We start from the raw sequence: 22,883 nt of genomic DNA, 5'->3' as shown, positions 1-22,883 counted from the left end.
AGGAAGGCCAAAGCGATGATGCGTGACCAGTCTCTCGATGCTGCTGGCTTGTCCGTCATCGTCGGCAAGAGCGCTATACTTGTGCCATTCGGCGTCCTGGCCATCTCCGCGATATATCTTCAAAAAATCGGCCTGACGTCCGGGGCCGGCAGCGGCATCGGGATCGATGTCTTTATCATGCTCGGAACGCTGTTCTGGATTTTCCTGACCGGCCGGGCGGTAATCGACCCGACGCGGGCATTGCTTTTCGTCACCCTTCTCGCCAGCGTTACATTCGCTTTGGTTGGAGAGGCTTTCGCGGGGCGCGAGATTGGCAGCCTGCCGGCCGTCGCGATCTTTCTGGTCATCTACAGCAGTCTGGTTTTCCGTGTCGATGTCAGCCGCGATATCGCCATGCGCTGCTGCAATATTTTCCAACGCGGCATGCTCGTCATTGCGCTGATCATCATCGCGCAGCAGGCCGTGCAATTCTCGGTCGGAAATCGGTTCTGGCCGAATCTGGATGACATCCTGCCGCCCAGCCTTCTCGTCCGCGGCTTTGCCTATTTGCGCCCCTATAGTTGGAATTCGCCGTTCCTCACCCCGAACGGGGTCTTCTTTCTGGAACCCTCGATCGCCTCGGAATATCTGGCCATCGCCCTTACCGCGGAATTGCTCTGGTTTCGAAAAATCTGGCGTTTGACGATCCTGATGACGGGGCTTGTCGCCGGCATGGCGGGGACGGGGCTGGCCGCGATCGCGCTGGTATCGCCCTTGCTGCTGTTTCGCCTCGACCGTCGGCTTCTCAAACTGGCGATGGGCATAGGATTGCCGCTCATCCTGCTGGCCGGGCTGAACGGGGCCTTCTCGCATCTTCTGGAGCGCTCGACCGAGCTTTCGTCGCACAACTCCAGCGGTTATGCGCGGCTCATCCTACCCTTCGAGGATACGATGACATTGATCGCCGATCCGTCCTTTCTGTTGATCGGCGCGGGGCCGGGCAGTTCCCCCAAGGGCGATAACCAGGTGCAATGGCCGGCCAATAAGCTCATCTATGAATATGGGCTGCTGACGGCCGTCATCTTCCACGTCTTTCTGCTTTGGGCTGTCCTGGGCTCCACCTTCAGCCGCAGCCTGGCTTTGGTGGTTCTGATCCCGCAGCTATTTTTCGGGGGTGGCATCGTGGCGCCGACGAGCGTCATGATGCTGGTTCTGTTCGGCTCCCTTATCCGCATTGCGCCGTTGCGCGATCATAGGCTGGGTGGTGGCTTGCCCGGGACTTTTGTCGCATAGACGCAAAGACCATCGACGCCGAAAGCGGCACTGCCGCCGGTACAGGCTTCGACGAGATAGGTGATGCCCTTCCGGCGGGCATAGTCCATCCGCTGTCCGGGCGTTTTCAGGGCCAGAACCGGCCAGATACGGCTATTCCATTCGCTGTAATAGGAGGGCGTCCACATGACGGCCGCGCCGCGGATGAAATCAACCCAGACTTGCCGATGTGAAGTGAATTCAAAGATCGCACTATCGCCGGCATAGGAATAAGGCGCGGGCGCGTGAGGTCTGATGTCCTTGGTGGGAAGCAGAAAAACGGCGTCTCTCGGGGTTTGGCTGCGCGCCCATTCCCCGATCGCGGTCCAGGTCCGGACCTGCTGATGGCTGAGACGCAGGGTCGCGATCTGTTGCCGACCGTAGAGGCTCCAAAGCCCCAGCATCAGCACGCCGACAGCGACGGCAAGCCATTTGGCATGTATGCCGCGACGCTCGATCCCATGCCGCGCGACCCTTTGCAGGCGTGGTGACATGGCAATGGCGAGCGGAATGCCTGCCAAAGGCACCAGGGCGCGGATAGAGCAGAAGGCCAGCAGCAGCAGCGGGCCGAGTACCCGGCGTTCCAAGCGGTCGCCACTCAAAACCCAGCGGGTCAGCAGGCTGGCGAGAATCAGGCTGGTCATGATGTGCAGACAGGTGCTGGATCTGAGCAGATGAAGATTGAGGATGGCGGGATTGTGCGTCGCCATCGGGACAAGGATTCCCAAGCCATAGACCAGGACAAAAGCCAGGGACGACAAGGTGATCGTGGGATTGACTGGCCGCAGCAGACAAAGACCCCACGCGCCGAGAATGACGATGACGGCGAGACCGAAGATCGCGCCCAGCGAATTCGACCAAATCAAAAAATGAAGCGGCCAGTATTGCGTCAGAAAGGTCAGGTAATCGACCGCCATGGGCTGGCCGCAATGGGGATTGCTTCTGATATTGACCAGTATCGGCGCTGCGATCACCATTGCCGGCAGGCTGGCCAGAGCGATCTGCCGCATCGCTTGCCTTGGGCTGACAGCGCCCGTCCGAAGCCAATAACCGGTCACGAGCAGAAAGGGCAGGGCGTTCCAGACGGCAAAAAAGGCATTGGTGAAGAAAACCAAAGCGTTGAGGATTATCCCGCCCAACAGATTCCGCCGGCCGAGGCAGTAGAGCATGATCAGCGTCAGGCCATTGGCGATTTCCGACTGGGTGAATTCTGGAATGAACAGGCCGCCGCCACCGGCAAGCGACAGGCCGCGCATGATGCTGCAAGTGGCGATGACGCTGGCGAAGACCAGCCTTTCGCGCCAAGAGACCAGCCCGAGCAGGGCAGCGCAGAGCAGAAAGCCGAGGATGGACAAAAAGCGTGAAAAGAACAGGAGGACAAAAAACAGGCCGTCAACGGTGAGCGTTCTGTCCTTGCCGGACAGAATGAGCCAAGGTCCTGACGCGTAGTGGCGCAGCGACTGGATGAAAGCGTCGTTCTGATATTGAGGCAGATCGTAAAGAGCCCCGATGATACCGAGATGGAACAAATTATTGCCGGTCGCGAATAGATAGCCCGTCGACAATAGCGACAGGACAGTTCCCAGCAGTGCGGCGATGAGGAGGCTGGCATATCCGTGGTCCTCGCCAAATTGTCTCATGCGACATCCTGCCCTTTATGCCATCGCGCCCTGCGACCCATCGGAGAAATCGGAGAATCTCCTGTTCTATGATAGGCATTGCGAAGCCTGGCTGATCAGCTGGCCGTTTCCCCTAAGCAAGCGGCGTGTGGTCTAGTACCCAATGTCTAATGGCAAACCGAGGGCTTGACTTGGATAATTCCGGACAACCGGCGCGGGCGTGGTCGCCGTAACGGCTTGGGATTGCGAGTCTGGATTTTAAGCCAGGAGGTTCGGCCATTGCTTTCCGGCGGCCAATAAATGGCAAGGGAGTCGGAGACATTTTTATTCTTTGGATTGGCAAGTCTCCGGTTGACGGCGCTGCCGGAGACGAGGTCTTCGACCGTAAGACTATCCAGGCTTTGCGGGACCTGGGCCATATCGTCACCACCGTCTGTCCGAAACCGGCGCCGCGCTGGCTTGAGCTTTGGAATATCCTCCGTGGTATCCCGCGCAACCGGGCTCGTTTCGCAACGCGTGACAATCGTGCCCTGGTATCGGTGGCACAGGCTGGGCAGGATCTGACGATTTGTTCCTGGGAACCGTTTGACGCTTTGGTCTCCAGCTTGACGGGACCGGCTATCCTGATCGCTCATAATATCACCAGCCAGGCCTTGCCGAGGATATTCCCGCGCAATCCGATAGCCTGGCTTCTTGCCATTCAGGCGGGGCGATGGGAGCGGAGGATTTTTCGGTCGCCGCAGCTTTCGGCGATCGCGACGCTTTCAAAGCGGGATCAGGATTATGTGGCCAGTCTGCCGGGCGCAAGACCGGTGCTGCTGACCTTGCCCGGAATGCCCCCGGTCACCATGCTCAGGCCAGGTGCGCGGGTCGTCAGCGACCTTGTCCTGTCAGGCACCTATGATTGGTGGCCGAAGCGGCGGGATGCCGTGCGATTTGCCAAGGATTATGCCAGGAGCAAAAATCGCTTTCCCATTTTGTCTGACAGGCTGCCGAGGCGCGCCACCGAGGTTCTGTCGATATTGCCGCTGCCGTCGGAGTCCGAAGCGTCCGATATTATCAGGTTCGGGGTCATTTCCGACCGATTCGAATCGGGGCACAAGCTCAAGACATTAGCCTATATAGCACAAAATCAGATTGTTCTTTCATTGTCGGATGTCAACGAGGATTTAAGCGAAGTCCTGGATCATTATTTTTTTGTGAGACGTGTCTATAGCGTCGGGGAGATTGCGATGCATCTCGCCTCGATCAGCCGAATGGACCCGCATGTATTGCGGGACCGCCTGGTGCGCTTTCAACTGGCCTGTGCTGAGCGGTTCAACTGGGAGAGTGTTGCAAGCAAGCTGGCGCCGACCGGTCCTGGCTTAACGGCAGAGTCGAAATCTCTGGCCGATAATGTGCTGGTCTAAATCCTGTCTCAAAAAACCGCGACGATGCTGCCGCAATGCAGCAACGGCAAAGGGACGGCAGTGCATTGTCCAAACACTGAGCGGCTGAATTTGCGATGGGCATAAATATTGCCAGATCATCATAAGGATGGCTTATCCTAGCGAGGCGCCAACAAGCTACTGGTTTAGCCTGAACGGCTCACCTCGCCATGATCTAGTCAAATTTGTAGGGTGCTTTCTCTTAGCCTAGCAAAAGAGCTTGCAGCCCTGACCACAAAAGCAGGCAGTAAAACCCAAGAAAAATAATTCGGATTATTGACTGGGACAGGCATCTCAATAATTATAATTTCGTCTTCGCACAGAAGATAAAAATTAGCGCTGGATGGTCTCATGATTGAGGAGAGAGACGGAACGGACCTAAAAAATGCAATGCCGTCGCTTCCAGGTTCCGTACAAAGTGGTCAGAGCATCGCCCCGATCATCATAGCTTGGATCGACGACGTAAAACTAACCCGAGAAGTTTTTTCGCGTGTCATCAACCAGATCGACGCTGCATTTCAGATCTCGGTATTTGAATCGGTGAGTGATTGCGCCTCTCATAAGGCGCAATGTTTTGATATTATTGTCTATCACTCCCATGAAATCCTATTTGAGCGATTTGGCGAAACCGAAGTTCTGCGAAGGTCTTTTCCGGCATCCTATCTTATCATTATCTCGGACGAGATCACGGTCGATTCACGGGTGGTCGATGTCGTGCTCAATGCTGGCGTATCTGCTTATGTCTCTTCTCGTGTCAGCGATTTGAGAGTCTTCGCCAAGACCTTGGCCTTGGTGGGTGCCGGCGGTTTGTCGGTCCCAAGAGGCTATCACGGGCCCGACGAAGGGGAGGAAGCCCGAAGGAAGAGTGATGAGCAAGCATCCGCGGGTTTTCGGCTCCATGGGCTGACGCAACGCGAAGCAGAAATACTGGGATATTTATGGTTGGGGGAGTCAGACCGAGCTATTGCGAAAAAGCTGCAGCTTAGTTTCGCAACCGTTAAAATGCATGTCGGCAATGTGATGCGAAAAGCGGGCACCAGCGACAAGGCCCAGGCCGTTGAGGACAAGCCGGGAGAGGCTAATCCTTAGTATTGTCTGAATAAGGTCTGGTTTGATTGGCCGGAGCATTTTGATGAGCGGGACTGGGCCGATGGCGTGCTTTGCCGATTCCCTCACCCGCGTGCAGAATATCTAACAAGGTCATGACAAACGCCTCGATTTCGTCATCTGGGCCTTCGCGGCTACTCCTGGTTTGCCAGAGACCGATGACAGCGCCGTTCCTGTCTCGTATCAGCCGCAGCCCTCCGGCTGGGTCAATAGCTTGATCTTCAGCGTCAGTTTTTGCCTTGCCGCATGCGGTCTTCAAATTTCGTTGATCATCCGCGGTTGAGTCGCAGGCTGGACGATTGTCTTGATTTTTGGCGAACACCCGATGCATGGCCGAGTTCCAAGAAAAATGCCGTTTTCATTGACCTGATTGATGGGCATCGGCGCAAAACCTCTCCCACCTGAGGGCTGAGTGTAACAATCTAAATTCCAGCGGGTTGTCACATATAGTACGGATCACGCAACGGTTACGGCAGGCCGGCCCCGATGCTTAGGATCCCAATAGGTTTGCGAAGCGCTTCTGGACCGCGCCATAGCATTCGCAGGAGGCCGCTTCGAGCCCAGCCCGGTCGGTCACGGTGATGCGGCCGCCGGAACTGCGGATCAAACCGGCTCGCTGAAGATTGCCGGCGGCGATCGTGATGCTGGGGCGATGAACGCCGAGCATCATGGCAATGAATTCCTGAGTTACCAGCAATTCCGCCCGATCGGCCCGATCATGCGCGATCAGCAGCCAGCGACCGAGCCGCTGGCCCAATCCGTGGCGACCATTGCAGGCGGCCGTTTGCATGAACTGGGCTTGCAATGCCTCATTGTAGCGAAGAATGATGTTACGAAAGGGCGCATTTGTCTCGATCTCACGCTTGAAATCGATGCTGGCCATCCTGAGCGCGGTTCCGGGCATCTGTACAATGGCCTCGACAAAAGACGTCTCAGCGCCAGAAATCACTGAGGTCCCGAGCATCCCCTCCGTACCCACAACGGCAACCTCAGCCTGCATGCCGTCACGCAGGTTACTGACCAGGGAGATCATGCCGCTTGCCGGGAAATAGACGGCCTCGATCGGCGCGTCAGCGCGTTGGACGATCTGTTTTGTTGTTAAAATAAAATGACTAAGTTTTGCGACGACCCGTGACAGCGAATCCGGGGGAAGGGCAGCAAGCAGCCGATTGCAAATGGTGCCGCATTGAAAAGGCGCCATTCGGCACTCCTCGCTCAGATCGGGCGGGAGTGCGGGTTGCCTCTCAGTCGCGTACGAGCCGGTATAAATGTAGCGATTAAATACTTTTGCGCCAGTATCATCAATTCGGCTGTCAGGTTCCTTACATTCCTAGCCAAAAGACGGACCAAGCAGGGCGAGGAAGCGGCGCGTGACCGCGCCATAACATTCGCAACACCTGGCTTCGAGAAGGTCGCGATCCAGAATGGTCACGCGGCCGGCCGAAAAGCGAATGAGCCCTGCATGTTGCATACGGCGCGCGCTGATCGTGATGCTGGGACGATGGACACCGAGCATCATCGCCAGAAACTCCTGCGTCAGTACAAGCTGTTCCTCGCCGCTACGGTCCTGGGCCATCAGCAGCCAACGCGCCAGCCGCTGTTCCAGGGGATGTCGACCGTTGCAAGCGGCGGTTTGCATGATCTGGGCTTGGAATGCCTCGCTATAGCGGAGCAACAATTCGCGAAAAGCGAGGTTTTGCTCCATTTCACGGCTGAAATCCGGGGCGCTCATGCGCAGGGCTGTGCCGGCGAGCTGAACCATTGCCTCGGTGTAAGAGGTTTCTACGCCGGAGATGAGCGCGCTTCCCAGCATCCCCTCCCTGCCGATAACGCCGACCTCGGCCTGCTCCCCCTCATCGAGATTACTGACCTGGGAAATCATCCCGGTTTCCGGAAAATAGACGGAGTCGATCACGGCTTCAGGCTGACAGAGGTCTTGCCGCGGCGTCATCGTCACCAAGGTCAGTTTCGGCGCCAGCTTAGCGAGCACCTCGCCCGAAAGTGCTGCGAGAAGGCGATTCTGGACGATGTGGTGATCGTATAGCGCCAAATGAGCTAGTCCTCGCATCGGTCGGGCGTGCTGGTCTTTCTCAGTCGCATGCGCGCCGGGATCGGTGCAGCGGTCGTCTGTTCCTAATTCAAAACAGATCATCTTCACAGCCCGGCTTTTTGCGAGAAAGCGGTCGCGCCGAGGGGGATCGTGGTTTTCGGTCGGCCAGAGCCAAGGGCGCTGTTTGGCAGCTTGGCTTCCCGAGCCTCCTATTCGGCACATGGCCCAGCCCTCACCACACGACATCAACGGATGCCGCGGATGATATCCCGGATCGCGACGAGCATTCGTCTGTCCTGTCGGCCAAAGGTAAGGACTGTCACAAGAGCAGGAGAATTATTAATATTTGCTTTATGGCAATACCCACGCAAAGCCAGCAAGCCCGGATAAGGACGATTCAGGTGGAACGTGACAAGAGGTTAAGAAGGAGTAAAGATAAAATTTTTTGTTGATTTTTATGAGTAAAAATCACCTCGATTAAGAACTGTACAGAACAAGCGGCCGATAAGATGGTTTTTAAAGAAAAGCAATACAGCTGGATATATTCAAAAAATGTTGATTAAACAACGTTTATGTTGAATGCGATCGAGATAGTGACGCTAAAGAGATAGCGCAATGACTTTTGTCTCTCAAAAAGGTGAGCGCAATCAAGATCAAGCAAAAAATCGTACAATTCCGATTCGCCGGCCAGCTGTTTTAGCAATAACAAAAACGTCAAACCATTGAGGTAAGCTAAATTACCGACGAAGAGAGTGCGATCGGGTTTTCTAGTTGCGGTTTCAATAACCATCAACCCGACATCCAATGGGCGTCCGGTTGCTCGATAAACCCCGGCCATTTGCTTGACCAGCAATAGCCTGATCCGCGCTCTTGTGCGCAAGGAGTGGTTATGACAACAAGTTCAGGGCTTCCGTTTCCACTCGGCGTTTCCGTCGGAAATCCGAATATCAGCGACCCGGACGCAGAGGCGGAATTTGATGCGGCGAATACGCAGTTTGCGAGCCTTATGGGTGCGCAGCCGACTTTCATGAATAGCTCGGTAGATTCGAGCCAGCTCGTCACCGATTGGGATAGCAACGTGGAGTGGTCGGCGACATCGGCCGCGGCGTCACCGACGTTTCAAGGCAAAATTCCGACGATCGCTTTGCCTATGAGTTCGACGGCAGCCGGCTCGCCCTCCGCCGATCAGATGTATAAGAACTTCGCGAACGGCACATATGACAGCATCTTGCAATCCATGGTCAAATCCTGGGCAGATGCGGGTTTTATGACGCAGGTTTGGCGCCCGGGCGTCGAGATGAATCTCGCCGATTCCACGTCATTTGCGGGCAGTACGGCGGCCGAGCAGGCAGATTGGGTCGCGGCTTTCAAACATATCTATACGGTTCTCCATTCTGCGGCTCAAGCCGATGGCGTCAATATGACGGTCGCCTGGAACCCGGGGATCGTCAATTTCAGCGATATCGACAACGTGACTCAGACGCTTTACCCTGGTAACGCCTATGTCGATACAATCGGCGTCGATGTTTACGGCGATGTGTTTCCTTACCATGACGGGTCAAAGATATATGACTGGGATAAAAGCGGTCAGGAGCTGAACTCTCCCAATCCCGTCTATGATACGAGCCTGGCGCAATGGGATGCAGACCCCGTCAACCTCGAACATTATTATACGGATCCCGCTTCCTCCGAATACTCGCTGGATGACAGCGGCGGATCGGCCCTCAGCCTGCAGGATATCATTGACTTTGCAAAAACGACGGGAAAGCCGATCGCCATTTGCGAAACCGGCGCCGGGAATACGCTGGATGACGGTTCCAACCTGACCGACAATCCGACTTTTGTCCAGTGGCTATCCTCGACCCTCGCCAATGCCGGTGTTCAGATCCAGTATGTCGGCATATGGGATTCCGACCTCGGCGGCAATTACGCGTTCTCGGCTGCGTCGGATGACAAACCTCAGGAAGCGGCGGCCTGGGCCAAATATTTCGGCGTCCAAAGCGCAGCTGCCACCGATCCGGCGACAGCGCCTGCTAGTCCGCCCGCTGCCGATCCGCCAGCAGCGACAGCGCATACACTGACGCTGCAAATGTCGGAGGATGCCTATAAAGGGGATGCGGCCTTCACAGTCGCGGTCAACGGCCAGCAGGTCGGCGGGGAGTATCAAACATCGGCGCTGCATTCGTCGGATGACGCGAATACCTTTCTGCTCACCGGTGATTGGAATTCCGGCGTTAACGACGTGGCGATCAGCTTCATCAACGATGCTTACGGCGGTCAGGGCCTTGATCGCAATCTTTATGTCAATTCCATCGCCTATGATGGCGTAACCTATGCGGGCACGAGTGCTAGCATGCCCGGTGACAGTACCGACAACTTCTCGGTCGGTCCAGGTGCTACCACCGGCACGGGTCCTGCCGATAATCTGACCTTGACCTTGTCAGAAGACGCATGGCAGGGGAATGCGGATTTCGTACTTTATATAGACGGCAAAGCCGTGACGACGCCGCAGGTGGTATCGGCACTTCATGAGGCGAATGCCACACAAGGCTTTTCCTTTAGCGGAAACTTCGGTTCCGGTGCGCATACGATCGGGATCGGTTTCGTCAATGACGCCTATGGCGGCTCTGACAGTGAAGACCGCAATCTCTATGTCAATGGCGTCACGCTCAACGGATCGGACATCTTCAGCGGTGACCAAGCCCTATACGGCAATACAACTTCTGATTTTGCGGTAACGACCTCAAAATAACCTGATATTTGCGAGTTCCAAAGTTTGAGACTTCATCGATTTTAAACGGGGAGCCAGGTTTTCTGGTGCGGGCTTGTTGGAGCGGTTCCTATACCTGACGGCTCCGACAGCCCGCATGATGGTCTGAGCATCCCTCCTTTTTGGGGTTAAGCCTGATACAGAAAGGCGGGAGCGCAGAATTGCCGCCCATCATCGGCTTAAGGCTTGGCAATGTCACTGATGCCGATAAAGGCAGCATTGTATAATAAACGAAATATCTTGTGAATTTTTCGGGATTTATGGGTGAACATTTGTTCAGCATTGTATTTATAGAAATGAATTAGTCATTAGGAAAATAAATACGGGCTCTTTGCGGTAAGCAGAGAGCGGGCTTGTGATCACTAATTTTAGAAACACGAAGAGATTTGATAGAAAGTTTTATTAGTCACGCCGCTGGGAGACTTTGAATCGGTAACCTTGCATTCGCATGTGTGAATATAAAACTTATCGCAAAGACAGGGTGCCGGGCGGCCAATACAGCCAAGCAGAAACGCAATTGTGTTGCCTTGGAAATTTTTCGAAAAATGCTGCTACCTTATGATTCAAATGCCAAAACGCGATCGCGATCGCGGGCAATTCACCCCATTCTTCACTTTTTCGTTAGAACCATATTGTGTTGGCTAGCGATAATCGCGTATAGCTGACACAGCGAAATGAATAGGCTGTGTTTGCAGTTGATCTTTCATATTCCGCCAAGTGTCGAATAAAGCCGTGATTATGGCTAGGCTCATCCTGTGTTGGGGGGAGATGTTCGCCTTTTTGGTTGAGTGAGATTTGTTATAATGCCATATTATAAATTTGTGTCTGATTACTAAATTGCCAGCTCGGCGCGTTCATCTCTCGTCGCGCGAGAAAGCTTGCTATTCATTGGGATTGTAATTTCTTGGGAAATTATAGCTCTGTCGAGTTTAAGCCGAACCGTCATGGCATGACATCATTTGTTCCAGAAGAACTGTCACGGTATGTCGATCATTGCCGCTTTCAGACGCGTATCGAAAAATTGATATTCGCGGTCGGAAAATGTAACGCAAGGCTCGATAAGAACCCAGATCTGTTTCAGTTTTATCATTTGATGAGCCGGCGGGACGCTATAATTGCGACAGGGTCAAGAGTGCCGTCGCTCGACTTGTTGGAATTGCTGGTTCATGAGGCAGACGGCCCGGGCGTTCGTATACCTCAGCCGATCTTCCGCCTCGCCAAGCAGAACGGCGACATAGTACTTCGGGCAAATCGTCCGGAAAGCGCCGAGGATTTTTTGATACTTCTGGAGACAATGCGGCTTGCCGATGGCGATGCCACAACCATGTCCGGAAGAGAGAATTCCCATCAAACAAACAAGCGAAGTGCAAATCGCTTATCAACGACCTTTGACCAAATCGGCTTGCATGTGTCCGCGCAGATCGCTGAACATGTTCAATCCCTCGCAGAATTTGTGAATTCGGGCGGGCAAATATCGATGCTTTTGCGATTGGCAATAGCAATTGCTCGAATTTGTACAATTTTTCCGTGCAGTATTGGCGGTTACACTATTGGTCGCTCGCTCACGACAATGATGCTGCGTTGGGAAGGGCTGGCACCCCTTTTTGTCTCCCGCGCCTTCGCGAAACATGCCGCTTCTCTTGAAGAAGCCCTTCAATCAGGGCAGATGAACGGCGACTGGGATCTGTGGTGCTTTACGTTCCTGGACATTATCGAAGACTCTCTTCTTGAAACCTGGACCTGTTTCGATGGTCTGGAACGACTGTCCAGTGAATGGATCGAGGCTCTTAAGGCAGCCGGTGTTCACGCGCATTCCAGCGCTTTCTCCATTGTTCGGTCACTAGCATTCGATCCAGTCGTTAGTGCGAACAGTGTCGCCAAACGGCTAGACGTCAGTCCTCAGGCCGCGAATAAGGTTGTCGGCAATCTTGCCGCGATCGGGATCCTTCGCTTGTACGGCGAGGCAGGCCGGAATCGCAGTTTTTTTGCGCCGAGCGTTCTCGCGATTTTGAGCGAGGGAGAGGCTTGATCTTGCGGCCGGTCCCATATGTTTTTATGGCGGATCAAGTGCATTCAATTGCGCCGGACAAGAAAGCCTAGATTTGAGTTGTAATAGATCTTGTTGAGGTTTTTATGACTAGTCCGATCAACGGGGCCTATGCTGAGGTTTTATTCAAAAATAGGCGGAAAAACACTCATATCGCTTGGGTGGATGAGGTTTCGCTGACGCGTGAAGTGCTTTCCAGCGCTGTCCTCAACGCGAATAGTTCATTCGAGATCACGGAATTTGATAGCATTGATGATTGCCTGCTCCATCGCGAACAAGTGTTCGACACGATCATCTACCATTCCCATCAGGTCGAGTTCACTGATTTTTGCGATGTCGAGACGTTGAGCGATGCCTATCCGGGCGCGAGCATTATTTTGGTATCGGATGCTTCTACTCTGGATAAATTGGTCCTGAACCGAACTCTGGAAAGCGGCGCCTCGACTTATTTCCTGTCGCGCGTGACCAGCATCGCGGTTTTCGTGGAGGCACTGGAATTCGCTAATGCAAGGCGCAATGTGACAGTCTGAGGTGGATCCGGTGTCGGATCAATCTTCCGAATTTGCCTCCTTAGTCACCAAGCCCGGTCAGGACTTGCCACCGCTTGGATGATGATGCCGTCCTGACCGAAGATGGAGGGGCTTGCGACGCCGAGCGAGCGTCACGTTACCCGTCGGAGTGGGGCATGCCGAAGGGCGCGCCTGTGCCGGCATAGACGGACAGGACCCTTGCCGGCGCGTCGTTGAGCGCGACCATGGCATGGCCCATTCCAGAATCGATATAGACGCTGTCGCCGGCTTTCATGGTCAGCGGGGCATAGAGTTCCGTGTGTAATTCTATGCTTCCATCCAGCACATACATCCATTCCTCGCCGTCATGACGGCTGAGCGGACCCCATTCCTCGGCACTGTGGACATCGACGGTCGTGATCATCGGCACCATCCGCTTTTGGCGGAGTTCGGTCGCGAAGAGTTCGTAGCTGCGGCCCATGGATGGGATCTTGAGGGCGGTACCAGCCGGGTTGATCGCGCGCCGTCCGCTGACTAGGGCAGGCTCCCGCTTGTCGCCCGTCAATTCATCCAGCGAGAGCGACAGAGACCCCATGATCTTCATCGCGGTTTCAAAGGAAATGCCAGTTTGGTTGTTCTCGATCTTGGACAGAACCGGCACGCTGACGCCTGTGGCCTCACTAAGGGTCTTCAAGGTCCAGCCCCGGCTTTGTCGAAGCTCGGCGAGAGTACGCCCGATGGTCTGGGTCAGTGTGGCCGCCGACATGAAGGGCTCCCCGCAGGATAAGCTTAAGCGTCAAGCCGATGGCCCGACGTCTTTCTTAGAAGAAACACACTCTTCGGGTGATTTCAACGCCCGAGACTTTGAATGCGAAGAATGCACTGAGCTGATAGCGGGATGATTTGCTCAGTATTTATGCATATAAAACAACGGATATAGAAAAAATCGGGATTTACTGGTGGCAAAGCCAAGTAAGGCCGATGCTCGCCTTTTGGTCAAACTGACGCGGATCGCGCCAGTCACAAATTTTCTTGACAGAAACTTTAGTAAGGGTCCGAATTGCGCCCAGAATTGCTTCGGCGCCCGTGCATCTCATCCTGCTTCGACCTTTCCCCTTTGGCATTGCGAGGACAAAGCCCCATGACCGGTTCCTCTGGATTCTCACGCCCGATGGCGCTGTCGCGCCGCCGGCTGTTACAAAGTTCCGCGCTCGGCTTGGCGGCGACCGCGCTGGCCGGTGTGGGTTTCTCCCCGATGGCCCGCGCGGATGATACGCCCAAGCGCGGCGGCGTGCTGACCATGGCGCGTACCGCGGATGTCGTGTCTTTCGAGCCTGTGGTGCCGTCCGACAATATGTCGATCTGGGCGAAGCTTCTGGTGTTTCAGCTGCTGGTCCGCACCAGCCCGAGCGGCGATTCGGTCGTACCGGACCTTGCCACCAGCTGGGACGTTTCGGACGACAAGCGCACCTATACCTTCCATCTGAACCCGGCCGCGACCTTCTCGGACGGCACGCCCGTGACATCCGAGGACGTCGCATTCTCGTTCAATCGTGCGATCTACGATAAGGATTCCTGGTGCGGCTCGCTGTTTCCGAAGCTGAGCATGGAAACGCCGGACGCGCATACCATGGTCTTCAAACTGCAGCAGGATTGGGCGCCCTTCCTGGCGGCCGTCTCTGTTCACGCCGCCTGTATCGTGCCGAAAGCCTATTTCACCAAGGTCGGCGTCAATGTCTTCGGCAATAAGCCGATCGGGTCCGGTCCCTTCGCGATGACGGAATGGAAGAAGGGCGACAGCATCACCTTCGCCCGCAATCCGCATTTCTGGGATCCGAAGCGTCCTTACCTCGATGGCGTCGTGCTCTCGATCGTCGCCGACGACAATGTCCGGATGTTAAAGGTCCAGTCGGGCGAGATCGATATCGGCACGCAGGTGCCCTTCAACCAGGTCGATAAGCTGAAGCACGCGTCTGGAATCGATATTCAGATCGTGCCTTATGACCGGATCGACTGGATTCAGTTCAACGAAAAGCTGCCGGTTTTCCAGGATGTGAAGATCCGCCAGGCGATGAATTATGCCGTCGACAAGGAAGCCATCATCAAGGCAGTCCTGTTCGGCTATGGCGAAGTGCCGACCACTTTCCTGCCCAAGATGTTCCTGGCCGATGTCACGGACAAGCCCTATCCCTATGACCTCGCCAAGGCCAAGGAACTGATGGCGGCCAGCAGCATGCCGACCGGCTTCACGGCGAAATGCACGATCTATAGCGGGGACACGATCTTCGCCCAGGTGGCCGAAATCGTGCAGCAGATGCTGCTGCCGCTCGGCATCAAGATGACCATCGTGCCGGAGGAGCAAGACACGCAGCTCGCTCAGGTGAGCGCATCCCAATACGAGATGGCGCAGGGCTATATGACCAGCGACATCTTCGACCCCTGCGAGTTGGTGGCCTTTGCCGGTGCGGGTGACGAAGGCAGCGATTCTGTCTGGACCTTCTATAACAACCCGAAGGTCGACCAGATGGCGACGGCCGCGCTGGGTGAATTGGACGAGGCCAAGCGTCGCGGCATCTATCTGGACATGCAGCGGCAGATCTTCTCCGACGCGCCCTATCTCTGGCTTTACTGGACGCCGGCCATCACCGCCCTGCGCGACGATGTCCGTGGCTTCCGGATCCTACCGACCGGCAATTACTGGCTGGAAGATGTGTGGAAGAGCTGATTCCTCTGATGAGAACATCCGTCGGCCGGGCCGGCGGATGATGAGGCAAGCATGCTGACCTATATTCTGCGCCGCCTATTGCTGATGATACCGGTGGCGCTTGGAATAACCCTCGCGGTCTTTCTGCTCGTGCGGCTTATTCCGGGCGACCCGGCGCGGGCCATCCTCGGCATCCATGCGACGCCCGCGCTGATGGCCGCCGTCCGCGCGCGTCTTGGGCTCGACCGCAGTATCGGCGTGCAATACCTGCTTTATCTTAAAAGTCTGGTTCAGGGCGATTTCGGAATCTCCTACTATTACGGCCAGCCGGTCGCGCGGCTGGTGCTGAACCGGATGGTGCCGACGCTGGTCCTGTTGCTGTACAGCACGGTCATTTCACTGGTCATCGCCGTGCCGGCGGGCATATTGGCGGCGACACAGCAAGGGCGGGGCGCCGATCACGTGCTGCGCGTCGTCGCGACCGCCGGGCTCGGCCTGCCCAGCTATTGGACAGGTTTCATTCTTATCCTGCTGCTGGCGGTAACCTTCCATCTTTTCCCCATCGCGGGCTACGGCAATACCTGGGGCGCGCGGCTGTACAACCTGTTTCTGCCGTCGCTGACCTGCGCGCTGAACGTTGCGCCGCTGGTGATGCGCGCGCTGCGCACAAGCCTGGGCGAAGCGCTGGGGGCCGGCTTTATCGATACCGCCCGTGCCAAGGGCCTGCCTGGCCGCGTTGTCCTGCTCAGCCATGCGCTGCGCGTCGCGATCCTGCCGGCCCTCAACGTGCTCGGCCTCAATATCGGCTTTCTGGTCGGCAATACCGTGCTGGTCGAGAATGTCTTTGCCGTGCCTGGTCTCGGCCAGCTCATGATCAGCTCCATCGGCACGCGCGACTATCCGACCATCCAGATGGTGACGCTGATGTTCGGCATCATCGTCGTGCTGATCTATCTGATCACCGATCTTGGCCAGATCATGCTGGACCCCCGGGTGCGGCGGAGCGAGATCGGATGAAGCACTGGCCACGCAACCTCAAGCTTGGCCTCGGTCTGATGCTGGGCTGGATATTGGTCGCCATCTTCGGTCCCATGCTGCTGCCGGGTGACCCGACGACGATGGACCTCATGCATTCGCTGCACCCGCCGAGCCTCGCCTTTCCCTTCGGCACGGATAATCTGGGTCGTGGCGTCTTCACCCGCGTTATCTATGGCAGCCGGATCGATCTGCAGATCGCGCTATTCTGTGTCGTGCCAGCCTTCGTCATCGGCACCACGGTCGGCATGGCGGCCGGCTATTTCGGCAAGCTGACGGACGCCATCTCCATGCGTCTGGTCGATATCGCCGTCGCTTTTCCCTTCTTCGTCGCGGTCATCGCCATCGTCGCGGTGCTCGGGCCGGGCCTGAAGAATATGTATATCGCGGTCGCGGCGGTCGGCTGGGTCAGCTACGCGCGCATCACCCGCGCCGAGATTCTGGTCGTCAAGCAAGCGGATTACGTGCAGGCCGCGCGGCTATTGGGCTTCGGCAATACCCGCATCCTGGCCCGCCATATCCTGCCCAATGTCATTGTCCAGGCGGCGGTCTACGCAACATCGGACGCGGTGCTGGATATCTTCCTCGGCAGTTCGCTCGGCTGGCTGGGTCTGGGCGCGCAGCCACCTCTGCCGGAATGGGGACTGATCATCGCGGACGGCTATAGTTTCGTCAGCCAGGCGCCCTGGATCAGCGGTTTTCCGGGCCTTGCCATCGTGCTGCTCGCGATCTCGCTCAGCCTGCTGGGTGACGGGCTGGCGGACGCCTTGCGGCCAGAATTGGGGCGCGCCTGAGCATGGTGGATCTTCTCGACGTCGATCATCTGGGCATCGGCATTGCGCGCGGCGACAGCACGGTCTCGCTGGTCGAGGACGTCTCCTTCACCATTCGCGCGGGCGAGAGCTACGGCATCGTCGGCGAATCCGGCTGCGGGAAAAGCACGACGATCCGCGCCATCATCCGCCTGCTGACGGGCAAGGCACGCATTACCCAAGGTTCTGTCCGCTTTGACGGTGTCGACTTGGCGCAGGCCAAGGAAAGCGCGCTGCAATCCGTTCGCGGGGCGGGTATCGGCATGGTGTTCCAGGACCCGCTGACGGCGCTGAACCCGGTCATCACGGTCGGACAGCAGATCGCCGAGGGGTTGCGGTATCATGGTGTGCGATCGGCGCCCGAGCGTCGGGCGCGGATGCTGGAAGCCATGCGTCTTGTCGGTCTGCCGGACCCGGCGCGCATCGCGGCTTCCTATCCGCACGAGCTTTCGGGCGGGCAGCGGCAGCGCGCGGCGATCGCCATCGCCTTGATCGCCTCCCCCCGGCTGCTTTTGGCGGATGAGCCGACGACGGCGCTGGACGTCACCATCCAGGCGCAGATCCTTCGTCTGCTCACCGACCTGCGGTCGCGCCTCGGCATGGCGCTGGTTCTGGTGACGCATGATCTGGGGGTCGTGGCCCAGACCTGCGACCGTGTGGCGGTGATGTATTCCGGCCGTATCGTGGAGGAAGCGCCGATCCGGCGGATTTTCGAGGCACCGCGTCATCCCTATACGGTCGCGCTACTGAACTCGATCCCGCGCGGCACGCGCGCCGGCCATCCGCTGCATCCCATCGCCGGCATGCCGCCCGACCCCGCGCAGCGGCCGCCGGGCTGCAGCTTCGCGCCGCGTTGCCCGAACCGGCAGGAGGATTGCGAGGTCTCGGCACCGGGCTGGACGCAGGATGCGGGTGGCGGCGGCTTCGCCTGCTTTCATCCGGCACTGGCGACAGCGGAGGCGACCCATGGCTGAACAGCCGCTGCTATCCGTGATCGGGCTCGATAAATACTTCCTTTTACGACGCTCCCTGGTTGCCGGTCTCATGGGCCAGCCGCAGCGACGGGTACAGGCGGCGCGCGATGTGAGTTTTGCCATCGGCCGTGGTGAGAGTTTCGGCCTTGTCGGCGAATCCGGTTGCGGCAAGACGACGCTCGGCCGGTTGGTGCTGGGTCTGCTCTCGGTCGATGACGGCGCCATCCGGTTCGAGGGCCAGGATATCACCAAGGCTGATCCGGCCAGCCGCCGCGCCTTGCGCCGCCAGATGCAGATGGTCTTCCAGGACCCTTATTCCTCGCTCAATCCGCGCATGCGGATCGGGCGCGCGATTGCCGAGCCGTTGCGCCTGCATGGCATTGTGCCGGCCGATCAGGTGGAGCGGGAGGTCGCACGTCTGCTGGAGCGTGTGGGCCTGCCGGCCTCCGCCGCCAATCGCTATCCGTCGGAGCTTTCCGGTGGCCAGCGCCAGCGCGTCGGCATTGCCCGCGCATTGTCGGTGCGGCCGAAGCTGCTGGTGGCGGATGAGGCGGTTTCCGGCCTTGATGTTTCGGTCCGTGCCCAGGTGCTGAATCTGCTTGATGATCTGCGGCGGGATCTGGACCTGACCCTGCTGTTCATCTCCCACGATCTCGGCGTCATCGAATATCTGTGTGAGACGGTGGGGGTGATGTATCTCGGCACCATGGTCGAGAACGGACCGACATCGGCGGTCTTCGCGCAGCCCGCGCACCCCTATACCCGCGCGCTGCTGGCCTCCATCCCCCGTGCGGACCCGACGGCCCTGCGGGGGGACGAGACGCCGCTGGCAGGCGAGCCGCCAAGCCCGGTTGACCCGCCATCCGGCTGTCCGTTCCGCACGCGCTGTCCGGATGCGCAGGCAATCTGCGAAACCCCGCCGCCGCGCGTGACCTTGCCGGGCGGCCGTTGGGCTGCCTGCCATTTCGCGGTTGAGACGATGAATGCCCCGATTCAATAGGGCAAGGACAGGGAGGACGGGCCATGTGTGACACGATCGTCGCATTGCCGGAGGCGACTGCCGATGGCGCCATGCTGCTGGCCAAGAACGCCGATACGGAAGTGAACGAGGCGCAGCAGATTTTGCGTCTTCCGGCGCGGGATTATGGCGCGGGCAGCCTGGTGCGCGTCAGCCATCTGGTTATTCCACAGGCTTTGCACACGCATGAGGTGATCCTGGACCGATCCTTCTGGGCCTGGGGCGGTGAGATCGGCTGCAACGAGCATGGTGTCGCCATCGGCAATGAGGCGGCCTTCAGCAACCAGGCCGCCGAGAAGGATGGCGTCATCATCCTCGACCTTCTGCGTCTGGGATTGGAACGTGGGGCGACGGCGCGCGAGGCGGTCGCGGTTATCGGCGCCCATGTCGAGGCCTATGGCCAGGGCGGCAATGTCCAGATGATGGGCAATTTCAAATTCGACAGCGGCTTTCTGATATCGGATCGGACCGAGGCCTGGGTCGTGAATTGCGCCGGCAAGCATTGGGCGGCGCGGCGCGCGAAAGCGACGGAAGCGATCTCCAACCGCTACCAGATCACCACGGATTGGGAATTGTCATCGCTGCCGGCCGGTGGGGCCAAGGCTGATTTCCGCGCGATGTTCGCGGACCCGGTGCGGGAATATGAGGCCGGCGCCGATGAGCGTGAAAGCTGTGCCGCCGGCCTGCTCGCGGGGAAGCGTGGTCTTATTACCATGCATGACATGGCCGCCGTGCTGCGCGATGTCGGCGATGAGGATACCTATGACGTCACGCAGGATGAGCGTTCGGTCCGTGTCTGCATGCATGCGGGTCCGACACCGGCCCGTTTCTGGCACGCGACGGGCGCGATGATCACCGAGACGCGGGCCGACAGCGTCGTCGTTTGGATGACGGGGAGTTCGGCGACCGACCTCTCCATCTTCAAGCCGCTGCTGTTTGGGATTCCCCTGCCGGAGGTCGGCCTGCTGCCCGGCGGGATCGATACCGAGAAGACGCTGTGGTGGCGGCATGAGCGGCTGCACCGGCGTGCCATGGCGCATTACAAGGCGGTGAAACCGGACATACGCGCCGAATTCGACGCATTGGAGCGGCAGTTCCATGCGGAATCCGTCTCGGTTCGGACGGCATCCAGCAGGCTCAAGAGCGAATACGTCGCCTGGTGCTGGCAGGCGGCCGCACTGGCGACGGAACGCTGGATCGAGCGGTTGGAGACCAGATCCTATGCCTTTGACCATGCGGGCTATGCCGCCATGTGGCAGCGTTTCAATGCCGAGGCGTCGCTTTCACTTTAACCTGTTTGCTGGCACATCCGGTCAATTGGCGAGGCAACCGCAATCATGAAAATCTTCATCTCGGTCGATATCGAGGGGGTGGCCGGGGTTGTGGTGCCGAAACAGGGGCAGCCCGGAAACCTGGAATACGAGCATTCCCGGCGGTTGATGACGGAGGAGGCGAATGCGGCTATTGCCGGCGCCTTTGCCGGCGGGGCGACTGAAGTGCTGGTCAATGACAGCCATGGGCCGATGATCAATCTGATTCCGGATTTGCTGGATGACCGGGCCGAACTCATTCGTGGTCAGATCAAGCCGGGCAGCATGTTCGCGGGTCTGGATGACAGTTATGCCGGTGCGATGTGTGTCGGCTATCACGCCGCCGCCGCCGATTTCGGTGTGCTGGCCCATACCTATAGCACGCGGGATTTCAGCGCTGTGCGGTTGAACGGCCTGCCAGCCTCGGAGGCGATGGTCTTCGGCGCCTATGCCGGGGCGATGGCCGTACCGGTCATTCTTCTGTCGGGCGATGACGTGACGGCGCGAAGCTGCGGCGCTCTTTTCCCCGGCGCTGAGGTCGTGACCGTCAAGACCGCCCTGGGACAGCGCGCCGCGAAAGCGCTGTCGCCGCAGATGGCCCGTGCCCGCATCCGCGATGCGGCCGAGCGCGCCGTTCAGTCCGCCACACGGATCAAACCCTATACGATCGCCGAACCCTGTGCGCTGGAATTGGATCTGACCAGCGCGGTGTTAGCCGATCTATGCGAAACCATTCCTGTCGCGCGCCGCCATTCGGCATTGACGGTCGGCTTTGAGGCCCCGTCGATCGGCGACGCCATCCGCTGGATGGCCGTCTGCTGCATGCTCGGCAGTCACCTCGTCTAACGAAGCAAGAACGGGCCAATCTGGCGGAGCCGATATGAAAATCTATATGTCTGCCGATATCGAGGGTGTCGCCGGTGTCGTCATCCCTGCACATCAGCGGCCGGGCAATGCCGAATATGAGGATGCGCGCAGGCTGATGACGGCGGAGACCAATGCCGCGATCGAAGGCGCCTTCGTCGGCGGCGCCACCGAAGTTCTGGTCAATGACAGTCACGGTCCGATGACCAATATCCTGCCCGATCTTCTTGATCCGCGCGCCGAACTGATCCGGGGCAATATCAAACATGGCGGCATGTTCGCGGGCCTTGACGACAGCTACGCTGGGGTGATCTGCCTCGGCTACCATGCGAGGGCGGCGGATTACGGTGTCCTTGCCCATACAACGAGCGATTTCGCTTTCGCGCGTACCTGGCTGAACGGGGAGCCGGCGTCGGAGGCGATGTTTTATGGCGCTTATGCGGGTGCCATGGGCGTGCCGGTTATCATGCTGTCAGGCGATGACGTGACGGAGGCGCATTGCGGCAGTCTTTTCCTCGGTTCGCATTTCGCGCGCGTAAAGTCAGCTTTGGGTCAGCGTGCGGCGCGTGCCTTGTCGCCGCGGGCGGCACAGGCCTTGATCCGTAAGGCCGCCGAGGCGGCCGTGCGCGACGCTCATCACATCAAACCCTATCGCGTCGCTGAGCCCTGCGATGTTGCTTTCAAGTTCACGAGCGTCTTCTTTGCCGATATCTGCGCAACCATTCCGGTCGCGGAGCGGCGTTCGCCGCTGACCGTGGGGTTCAAAACAGAAACGGCCCTGGATGCGATTCGCTGGATGCGCGTCTGCTCCAGCCTTGGCGGTCACGTCAGACTTTCCACAAACTAGTACAGCCGTTCAGACGCCAATCCTCATCGCCGAGGATTGGCGTCTGGGATGCGTGCGACTCGGCGGCGTGCCGAGACGCCGCGTCAGACGGCTTTTTTGAGAGAGGGCGAGGCCTTGAAACGCACGGTCTTGCCTGCCTTGACCTTGACGGGTTCACCGGTCCGAGGGTTGAGCGCCTTGCGCGCTTTTGTCTTCTTGACAGTGAAGGTTCCGAAGGACGGAAGGGTAAAACCACCTTCTTTCTTCAATTCCATGACGATGGCATCGATAACATCGGTCGCTGCCTTATTGGCCGCAACGCCGGTGGTTTCGAGACTCTCCTGAATGACCTGGGCAAGGAAGGCTTTGGACATGGATCAATCCTAGGTTGGACGGAGGTTCTTCTATGCCACAAAGCTAGCCATTTTCAAGCAACTCCTGATGAGATCGGTAGAATCGGGTCCTTGCCTTCAATCTTTCGGTCAATCAAAGCAGAAAAATGCCTTAAACCCGACCGAACG

21 protein-coding genes are annotated in these 22,883 nt (G+C 57.9%); 14 read left to right on the top strand and 7 right to left on the bottom strand.

The window, feature by feature from the left end:
- The first annotated feature begins 15 nt into the window (after nucleotides 1-15).
- Nucleotides 16-1,272 (top strand): hypothetical protein, encoded by a 1,257-nt coding sequence (locus tag ACELLULO517_RS18290; protein ID WP_227308862.1) that lies wholly within the window; start codon nucleotides 16-18, stop codon nucleotides 1,270-1,272.
- On the opposite strand, the gene ACELLULO517_RS18285 is transcribed toward ACELLULO517_RS18290, so the two are convergent.
- Nucleotides 1,230-2,930 carry a DUF6798 domain-containing protein gene (locus ACELLULO517_RS18285; protein WP_227308861.1) on the bottom strand — a complete coding sequence of 567 codons (1,701 nt, stop codon included), beginning with the start codon at nucleotides 2,928-2,930 and terminating at the stop codon, nucleotides 1,230-1,232. The two genes, ACELLULO517_RS18290 and ACELLULO517_RS18285, sit on opposite strands and share 43 nt — an antisense overlap.
- Before the next feature lie 764 nt (nucleotides 2,931-3,694).
- Between ACELLULO517_RS18285 and ACELLULO517_RS18280 the strand changes: the two genes are divergently transcribed.
- Together ACELLULO517_RS18280 and ACELLULO517_RS18275 are read left to right on the top strand one after the other, a co-directional pair.
- Complete coding sequence (locus ACELLULO517_RS18280) at nucleotides 3,695-4,318, top strand: hypothetical protein (RefSeq protein ID WP_227308860.1); 624 nt, start codon at nucleotides 3,695-3,697, stop codon at nucleotides 4,316-4,318.
- A 369-nt stretch (nucleotides 4,319-4,687) separates the two neighbouring features.
- On the top strand, nucleotides 4,688-5,425 hold the full coding sequence (locus tag ACELLULO517_RS18275; RefSeq protein WP_227308859.1) for a helix-turn-helix transcriptional regulator: 738 nt from the start codon (nucleotides 4,688-4,690) through the stop codon (nucleotides 5,423-5,425).
- Here the strand turns inward: ACELLULO517_RS18275 and ACELLULO517_RS18270 are convergent.
- The 4 genes from ACELLULO517_RS18270 to ACELLULO517_RS18255 all read right to left on the bottom strand — a co-directional run bounded on the left by ACELLULO517_RS18270 (nucleotide 5,415) and on the right by ACELLULO517_RS18255 (nucleotide 8,346).
- On the bottom strand, nucleotides 5,415-5,774 hold the full coding sequence (locus tag ACELLULO517_RS18270; RefSeq protein WP_227308858.1) for a hypothetical protein: 360 nt from the start codon (nucleotides 5,772-5,774) through the stop codon (nucleotides 5,415-5,417). The two genes, ACELLULO517_RS18275 and ACELLULO517_RS18270, sit on opposite strands and share 11 nt — an antisense overlap.
- A 159-nt stretch (nucleotides 5,775-5,933) precedes the next feature.
- Nucleotides 5,934-6,644, bottom strand: a complete 711-nt coding sequence (locus tag ACELLULO517_RS18265) for a Crp/Fnr family transcriptional regulator (protein WP_227308857.1) — start codon at nucleotides 6,642-6,644, stop codon at nucleotides 5,934-5,936.
- Between the two features lie 129 nt (nucleotides 6,645-6,773).
- The gene (locus tag ACELLULO517_RS18260; protein WP_227308856.1) at nucleotides 6,774-7,595 is read right to left on the bottom strand and encodes a Crp/Fnr family transcriptional regulator; all 822 of its coding nucleotides are present in this window, start codon (nucleotides 7,593-7,595) and stop codon (nucleotides 6,774-6,776) included.
- Between the two features lie 457 nt (nucleotides 7,596-8,052).
- Complete coding sequence (locus tag ACELLULO517_RS18255; protein WP_227308855.1) at nucleotides 8,053-8,346, bottom strand: hypothetical protein; 294 nt, start codon at nucleotides 8,344-8,346, stop codon at nucleotides 8,053-8,055.
- Nucleotides 8,347-8,382: 36 nt separating this feature from the next.
- Between ACELLULO517_RS18255 and ACELLULO517_RS18250 the strand changes: the two genes are divergently transcribed.
- The 3 genes from ACELLULO517_RS18250 (at nucleotide 8,383) to ACELLULO517_RS18240 (ending at nucleotide 12,840) form a co-directional block, all read left to right on the top strand.
- The gene (locus ACELLULO517_RS18250; protein WP_227308854.1) at nucleotides 8,383-10,245 is read left to right on the top strand and encodes a carbohydrate-binding domain-containing protein; all 1,863 of its coding nucleotides are present in this window, start codon (nucleotides 8,383-8,385) and stop codon (nucleotides 10,243-10,245) included.
- A 922-nt stretch (nucleotides 10,246-11,167) separates the two neighbouring features.
- Nucleotides 11,168-12,292, top strand: coding sequence for a Fic family protein (locus tag ACELLULO517_RS18245; protein WP_227308853.1), 1,125 nt, complete (start codon nucleotides 11,168-11,170; stop codon nucleotides 12,290-12,292).
- A gap of 104 nt (nucleotides 12,293-12,396) precedes the next feature.
- The gene (locus tag ACELLULO517_RS18240) at nucleotides 12,397-12,840 is read left to right on the top strand and encodes a hypothetical protein (RefSeq protein WP_227308852.1); all 444 of its coding nucleotides are present in this window, start codon (nucleotides 12,397-12,399) and stop codon (nucleotides 12,838-12,840) included.
- A 136-nt stretch (nucleotides 12,841-12,976) separates the two neighbouring features.
- Here ACELLULO517_RS18240 and ACELLULO517_RS18235 read toward each other — a convergent pair whose 3' ends face one another.
- A complete protein-coding gene (locus ACELLULO517_RS18235; RefSeq protein WP_227308851.1) occupies nucleotides 12,977-13,585 on the bottom strand; it encodes a helix-turn-helix domain-containing protein in 609 nt (202 codons plus the stop codon).
- 375 nt (nucleotides 13,586-13,960) lie between these two features.
- Here ACELLULO517_RS18235 and ACELLULO517_RS18230 point away from each other — a divergent pair, with 375 nt between their 5' ends.
- From ACELLULO517_RS18230 to ACELLULO517_RS18195, 8 genes are read left to right on the top strand one after another with little or no spacing between them, the layout of a single operon-like run.
- Nucleotides 13,961-15,544, top strand: a complete 1,584-nt coding sequence (locus ACELLULO517_RS18230; RefSeq protein ID WP_227308850.1) for an ABC transporter substrate-binding protein — start codon at nucleotides 13,961-13,963, stop codon at nucleotides 15,542-15,544.
- 51 nt (nucleotides 15,545-15,595) lie between these two features.
- Nucleotides 15,596-16,540 (top strand): ABC transporter permease, encoded by a 945-nt coding sequence (locus tag ACELLULO517_RS18225; protein ID WP_227308849.1) that lies wholly within the window; start codon nucleotides 15,596-15,598, stop codon nucleotides 16,538-16,540.
- Nucleotides 16,537-17,352 carry an ABC transporter permease gene (locus tag ACELLULO517_RS18220; RefSeq protein ID WP_227308848.1) on the top strand — a complete coding sequence of 272 codons (816 nt, stop codon included), beginning with the start codon at nucleotides 16,537-16,539 and terminating at the stop codon, nucleotides 17,350-17,352. The genes ACELLULO517_RS18225 and ACELLULO517_RS18220 overlap by 4 nt, the downstream gene beginning before the upstream one ends.
- Nucleotides 17,353-17,354: 2 nt before the next feature.
- Complete coding sequence (locus tag ACELLULO517_RS18215; RefSeq protein WP_227308847.1) at nucleotides 17,355-18,344, top strand: ABC transporter ATP-binding protein; 990 nt, start codon at nucleotides 17,355-17,357, stop codon at nucleotides 18,342-18,344.
- The gene (locus tag ACELLULO517_RS18210; protein ID WP_227308846.1) at nucleotides 18,337-19,344 is read left to right on the top strand and encodes an ABC transporter ATP-binding protein; all 1,008 of its coding nucleotides are present in this window, start codon (nucleotides 18,337-18,339) and stop codon (nucleotides 19,342-19,344) included. The genes ACELLULO517_RS18215 and ACELLULO517_RS18210 overlap by 8 nt, the downstream gene beginning before the upstream one ends.
- Nucleotides 19,345-19,367: 23 nt before the next feature.
- Complete coding sequence (locus ACELLULO517_RS18205; protein WP_227308845.1) at nucleotides 19,368-20,654, top strand: C69 family dipeptidase; 1,287 nt, start codon at nucleotides 19,368-19,370, stop codon at nucleotides 20,652-20,654.
- 45 nt (nucleotides 20,655-20,699) lie between these two features.
- Nucleotides 20,700-21,518, top strand: a complete 819-nt coding sequence (locus ACELLULO517_RS18200) for a M55 family metallopeptidase (protein WP_227308844.1) — start codon at nucleotides 20,700-20,702, stop codon at nucleotides 21,516-21,518.
- Between the two features lie 34 nt (nucleotides 21,519-21,552).
- A complete protein-coding gene (locus ACELLULO517_RS18195) occupies nucleotides 21,553-22,383 on the top strand; it encodes a M55 family metallopeptidase (protein ID WP_227308843.1) in 831 nt (276 codons plus the stop codon).
- Between the two features lie 83 nt (nucleotides 22,384-22,466).
- On the opposite strand, the gene ACELLULO517_RS18190 is transcribed toward ACELLULO517_RS18195, so the two are convergent.
- Nucleotides 22,467-22,736: an HU family DNA-binding protein gene (locus ACELLULO517_RS18190; RefSeq protein ID WP_227308842.1), complete on the bottom strand. Its 270-nt coding sequence runs from the start codon at nucleotides 22,734-22,736 to the stop codon at nucleotides 22,467-22,469.
- Nucleotides 22,737-22,883: the final 147 nt, after the last annotated feature.

Source organism: Acidisoma cellulosilyticum (genome assembly GCF_020621385.1).
Taxonomy (GTDB): Bacteria; Pseudomonadota; Alphaproteobacteria; order Acetobacterales; family Acetobacteraceae; genus Acidisoma; species Acidisoma cellulosilyticum.
This window is presented reverse-complemented; position numbering and strand designations above follow the sequence as displayed.

Coding starts and splice junctions, on each gene's coding strand:
- ACELLULO517_RS18270 (WP_227308858.1), bottom strand. CDS start 5,774: ATGCATCGGGTGTTCGCCAAAAATCAAGACAATCGTCCAGCCTGCGAC.
- ACELLULO517_RS18230 (WP_227308850.1), top strand. CDS start 13,961: ATGACCGGTTCCTCTGGATTCTCACGCCCGATGGCGCTGTCGCGCCGC.
- ACELLULO517_RS18225 (WP_227308849.1), top strand. CDS start 15,596: ATGCTGACCTATATTCTGCGCCGCCTATTGCTGATGATACCGGTGGCG.
- ACELLULO517_RS18215 (WP_227308847.1), top strand. CDS start 17,355: ATGGTGGATCTTCTCGACGTCGATCATCTGGGCATCGGCATTGCGCGC.
- ACELLULO517_RS18200 (WP_227308844.1), top strand. CDS start 20,700: ATGAAAATCTTCATCTCGGTCGATATCGAGGGGGTGGCCGGGGTTGTG.
- ACELLULO517_RS18190 (WP_227308842.1), bottom strand. CDS start 22,736: ATGTCCAAAGCCTTCCTTGCCCAGGTCATTCAGGAGAGTCTCGAAACC.
- ACELLULO517_RS18275 (WP_227308859.1), top strand. CDS start 4,688: ATGATTGAGGAGAGAGACGGAACGGACCTAAAAAATGCAATGCCGTCG.
- ACELLULO517_RS18285 (WP_227308861.1), bottom strand. CDS start 2,930: ATGAGACAATTTGGCGAGGACCACGGATATGCCAGCCTCCTCATCGCC.
- ACELLULO517_RS18195 (WP_227308843.1), top strand. CDS start 21,553: ATGAAAATCTATATGTCTGCCGATATCGAGGGTGTCGCCGGTGTCGTC.
- ACELLULO517_RS18240 (WP_227308852.1), top strand. CDS start 12,397: ATGACTAGTCCGATCAACGGGGCCTATGCTGAGGTTTTATTCAAAAAT.
- ACELLULO517_RS18235 (WP_227308851.1), bottom strand. CDS start 13,585: ATGTCGGCGGCCACACTGACCCAGACCATCGGGCGTACTCTCGCCGAG.
- ACELLULO517_RS18220 (WP_227308848.1), top strand. CDS start 16,537: ATGAAGCACTGGCCACGCAACCTCAAGCTTGGCCTCGGTCTGATGCTG.
- ACELLULO517_RS18205 (WP_227308845.1), top strand. CDS start 19,368: ATGTGTGACACGATCGTCGCATTGCCGGAGGCGACTGCCGATGGCGCC.
- ACELLULO517_RS18290 (WP_227308862.1), top strand. CDS start 16: ATGATGCGTGACCAGTCTCTCGATGCTGCTGGCTTGTCCGTCATCGTC.
- ACELLULO517_RS18260 (WP_227308856.1), bottom strand. CDS start 7,595: ATGATCTGTTTTGAATTAGGAACAGACGACCGCTGCACCGATCCCGGC.
- ACELLULO517_RS18210 (WP_227308846.1), top strand. CDS start 18,337: ATGGCTGAACAGCCGCTGCTATCCGTGATCGGGCTCGATAAATACTTC.
- ACELLULO517_RS18250 (WP_227308854.1), top strand. CDS start 8,383: ATGACAACAAGTTCAGGGCTTCCGTTTCCACTCGGCGTTTCCGTCGGA.
- ACELLULO517_RS18265 (WP_227308857.1), bottom strand. CDS start 6,644: ATGGCGCCTTTTCAATGCGGCACCATTTGCAATCGGCTGCTTGCTGCC.